The sequence below is a fragment of the Cellulosimicrobium cellulans genome, assembly GCF_042723955.1.
In the GTDB taxonomy this organism is placed as follows: Bacteria; Actinomycetota; Actinomycetes; order Actinomycetales; family Cellulomonadaceae; genus Cellulosimicrobium; species Cellulosimicrobium cellulans_H.
In genome coordinates this window covers 1-4,116 of sequence record NZ_JBHXIC010000004.1, presented here as the reverse complement: position 1 = coordinate 4,116, position 4,116 = coordinate 1, and the positions used below count along the sequence as shown (strand labels likewise).

At 70.3% G+C, this 4,116-nt stretch carries 4 protein-coding genes; all 4 read left to right on the top strand.

Going from position 1 to position 4,116, the window contains the following annotated elements:
* Positions 1-195 precede the first annotated feature (195 nt).
* Genes ACFWH7_RS01980 through ACFWH7_RS01965 form a run of 4 tightly spaced genes read left to right on the top strand, consistent with a single transcriptional unit; the run spans position 196 to position 4,054 of the window.
* Positions 196-1,086, top strand: a complete 891-nt coding sequence (locus ACFWH7_RS01980) for an ABC transporter ATP-binding protein (RefSeq protein WP_378214760.1) — start codon at positions 196-198, stop codon at positions 1,084-1,086.
* Positions 1,086-1,889 carry an ABC transporter ATP-binding protein gene (locus ACFWH7_RS01975; RefSeq protein ID WP_378214759.1) on the top strand — a complete coding sequence of 268 codons (804 nt, stop codon included), beginning with the start codon at positions 1,086-1,088 and terminating at the stop codon, positions 1,887-1,889. Before ACFWH7_RS01980 ends, ACFWH7_RS01975 begins: the two co-directional genes overlap by 1 nt.
* A gap of 5 nt (positions 1,890-1,894) precedes the next feature.
* Positions 1,895-2,878, top strand: coding sequence for an ABC transporter permease (locus ACFWH7_RS01970; RefSeq protein WP_378214758.1), 984 nt, complete (start codon positions 1,895-1,897; stop codon positions 2,876-2,878).
* A gap of 3 nt (positions 2,879-2,881) precedes the next feature.
* Positions 2,882-4,054, top strand: coding sequence for an ABC transporter permease (locus ACFWH7_RS01965; protein ID WP_378214757.1), 1,173 nt, complete (start codon positions 2,882-2,884; stop codon positions 4,052-4,054).
* Positions 4,055-4,116 lie beyond the last annotated feature (62 nt).

The following is a 4,116-nucleotide window of genomic DNA, read 5'->3' as shown; positions in this document are numbered from 1 at the left end:
GAGTCGGTCGGCTCGCACCGCGTGCGCCTCACGCCGCACCAGAAGCTCCTGGTGCTCGGCGGTGGCGGCGAACACCGCCAACCCCACCACAAACACCGCCAAACACACACGCACACCCACACCCCCACCCCCCCACACCCCCACACCCCCACCACACCAACCGGCCCGACCCCAGCACAGAAACAGGTAGGACGAGTGAACACGGAACCCCTGCTGACCGTCTCGCACTTCAGCGTGGTCTACGACGTCGACCCGCCCGTCGAGGCCGTCAGCGACGTCTCCCTCACGCTGCACCGCGGGGAGATCCTCGGCCTCGCCGGCGAGTCCGGCTGCGGCAAGACGTCGCTCGCGTACGGCATCCAGCGGCTGCTCAAGCCGCCGGCCGTGATCCCCTCGGGCACGGCGATCTTCCACGACGAGTCGGGCGAGGACGTCGACCTCAACGCGCTGGACGACGACGCGATGCGCCGGTTCCGCTGGGACAAGGCGTCGATGGTGTTCCAGGGGGCGATGAACGCGCTCAACCCGGTCGCCAACATCGGCAAGCAGCTCGGCGACGTGTTCGAGACGCACCGCCGCCGGATGAGCAAGGCCGAGCGGACCGAGGAGAGCGCCCAGCTCCTCGACCTCGTCGGCGTCGGACGCGACCGGCTGCGCTCCTACCCGCACGAGCTCTCCGGCGGCATGCGCCAGCGCGTCATGATCGCGATGGCCCTGGCGCTCAAGCCCCAGCTCATGATCATGGACGAGCCGACGACGGCGCTCGACGTCCTCGTGCAGCGCGAGATCCTCCAGCAGATCTCCGACCTGCGGAAGCAGTTCGGCTTCTCGGTCATCTTCATCACCCACGACCTCCCGCTGCTCCTCGAGATCTCCGACCGGATCGCGGTCATGCGACAGGGCCGGATCGTCGAGCTCGACACCGCGGCGAACATCTACCACCACGCCCAGCACGAGTACACCCGCAAGCTCCTCGGCTCGTTCCCGAGCCTCACCGGGGAGCGGGGCGGGTTCGTGCGCGGCCGGCCGGAGCCCGCGGCCACGGCTGCGAGCACGGCCACGACCAGCGCAGGAGGACAGGCCTGATGACCACCCTCCAGTTCTCGCACGTCAGCAAGAGGTACAAGGTCCGGGGCTCCGGCGACCTGCTCGCGCTCGACGACGTCAGCTTCACGCTCACCTCGGGGCGCACCATCGCGCTCGTCGGGCAGAGCGGCAGCGGCAAGTCGACGATCGCGAAGATCCTCACGCAGCTCGAGCGCGCCACGTCCGGCGAGATCCTGCTCGACGGCGCCCCGATCCCCCGCCGGGGACGGGCGCTGCGCCGCTACCGGCAGCAGATCCGCATGGTCTTCCAGGACCCGTTCGCGTCGCTCAACCCGTACCACACGATCCGCCACCACCTCGAGCGCCCGCTGCGCCTCGACCACGTGGTCCCGAAGGACGAGGTCGACGCCGAGGTGCACCGCCTCCTCGACCGCGTCCACCTGGACGGCGGGGTCGTGGACCGGCGCCCGCACGAGCTGTCCGGCGGTCAGCGCCAGCGCGTCGCGATCGCGCGCGCCCTCGCGTCGCGCCCGTCGCTGCTCATCGCGGACGAGCCGGTCTCGATGCTCGACGTGTCGATCCGCCTCGGCGTCCTCAACCTTCTCGCCGAGCTCCAGCGCGAGGCGAACCTCGGGGTCCTCTACATCACGCACGACCTGGCGACCGCGCGCCACTTCAGCGACGAGATCATGGTCCTGCACCACGGCAAGGTCGTGGAGCACGGACCGGCCGACGACGTGATCCTCGAGCCCCAGCACCCCTACACCCGCGCGCTACGCGATGCCTCGCCCAACCCGGAGGTCCACTTCTCCGGCACCGGCCCCGCATCGTCGAGGAGCTGATCCCGTTGCGATTCTTCGCCCGACGCACCGCCTTCTACCTGTTCACCGCCTGGGCGGCGATCACGATCAACTTCTTCCTGCCCCGCATGATGAAGGGTGACCCGGTCTCCGCGTACCTCGCGAAGAACCAGGGGAAGATCAGCCCCGAGGCGGCCGAGTCGCTGCGCACCCTCTTCGGGCTCGACGACGGCCGGTCGCTCTTCCAGCAGTACGTCGACTACTGGGGCCTCATGCTCAGCGGCGACCTCGGTCGCTCGTTCTCCAAGGGGCTCGCCCCCGTGGGCGACGTGATCGCCGCCGCCCTGCCGTGGACGCTCGGGCTCGTCGGCATCGCGACGATCCTCAGCTTCTTCCTCGGCAGCGGCCTCGGCGCGATCATCGGCTGGCGCCGCGGGAGCAAGGCCGACGCGATCGTGCCCATCTCGACGTTCTTCTCGACCGTCCCGTACTTCTGGATGGGTCTGATCGCCATCGCGGTCTTCTCGAGCATGCTCGGCTGGTTCCCGGCGTCCCACGCGTACAGCAAGGGCGCGTCGCCCGAGTGGTCGTGGGAGTTCGTCTGGGACGTGGTCCAGCACGGCACGCTGCCCGCCCTGACCATCGTCGTCGCGTCGCTCGGCGGCTGGGTGCTCGGGATGCGGAACATGATGATCACCGTCCTCGACGAGGACTACGTGACGGTGGCCCAGGCCAAGGGCCTCCCGCCCCGCAAGGTGCTCACGCGCTACGCGTCGCGCAACGCGGTGCTCCCGCAGCTCTCGAGCTTCGCCCTGTCGCTCGGCTTCATCGTGGGCGGCACGCTCGTCATGGAGCTCGTCTTCTCCTACCCCGGGGTGGGCAAGCTGCTGCTCGACGCCACCAACGCGAAGGACTACCCGCTGATGCAGGGCCTCTTCCTCGTCATCACGCTCTCGGTCCTCGTCGCGAACATCCTGGCGGACGTCGCCTACGCCGCCCTCGACCCGCGCACGCGTCAGACGGAGGCCTGAGCCATGACGTCCACCACCACGACCGCGACGAGCGAGCCCACCGCGCCCGCGACCCCGCCGGCCACCCCGGGCGGCTCCTCCGGACGCGGCCTCGCGCGCCGTGCCGGGGCCTCGTTCGCGATGTTCCGCAACGGCAAGTCGCTCACCGGCCTGATCATCCTCGGCGTGTTCACGCTCGTCGCGATCTTCGGCGACCTCCTCGCGCCCTACGGCCCGCTCGAGAAGGACTTCACCGCGCTCAAGCAGCCGCCGTCCGCGCAGCACCTGCTCGGCACGACGCACATGGGCGAGGACGTCCTCAGCCAGATCATCTACGGCACGCGGGGCGTGCTGGTCGTCGGCTTCGTCTCCGGCATCATCGCGACGCTCGTCGCGGTGATCATCGGAGTCACCGCGGGGTACATCGCGGGCTGGCGGAGCGAGTCGCTCTCGGCTCTGACCAACGTGTTCCTCGTCCTGCCGGGCCTGCCGCTCATGATCATCGTCGCGTCGCAGCAGGAGAACCCGAGCCTCCTGCTCGTCTCCACGGTGCTCGCGATCACGGGCTGGGCCTGGGGCGCGCGCGTCCTGCGGGCGCAGACCCTGTCGCTCCGGAACCGGGACTTCATCCAGGCGGCGCGGGCGAACGGCGAGCCGATCCACCGCATCATCGCCGTCGAGATGCTGCCGAACCTCACCGCGATCATCGCGTCGAGCTTCGTCGGCACGGTGACGGCCGCCGTCCTCGGCCTGACGACGCTCGCCTTCATCGGGGTCATCCCCATCACGAACCTCAACTGGGGCACGATCCTCTTCTGGGCCCAGCAGAACGGTGCCTTCCCCGACTACTGGTGGTGGTACGTCCCCGCCGGCCTGTGCATCGCGCTGCTCGGCATGGCCCTGTCGCTCATCAACTTCGGGATCGACGAGTACGTGAACCCGCGCCTGCGGTCCGCCGGCGAGCGGGCACGCGCCATGCGCAAGAAGGGCTACAAGGTCTCGAGCGGCATCACGACCGTCGCCGACCGCCCCGACCTGCTCGAGGGCAGCGTCACAGCGCCCCCACCCGACTCCCCGCACGTCGACCTGCCGGGCGCACCGGTGCACGGCGACGACATCGGTGCGGTGACGGAGGCCGACCAGGCGACCGGCGGAGCGGACGTGATCCCGGCCGGCCGGCCGGAGCGCTCCGCCTAGCGGTCGCCGCACAGACAGGTGGGGGGGGGGGCCCCAGCCCCCCCCCCGCGCCCCCGGGCCCG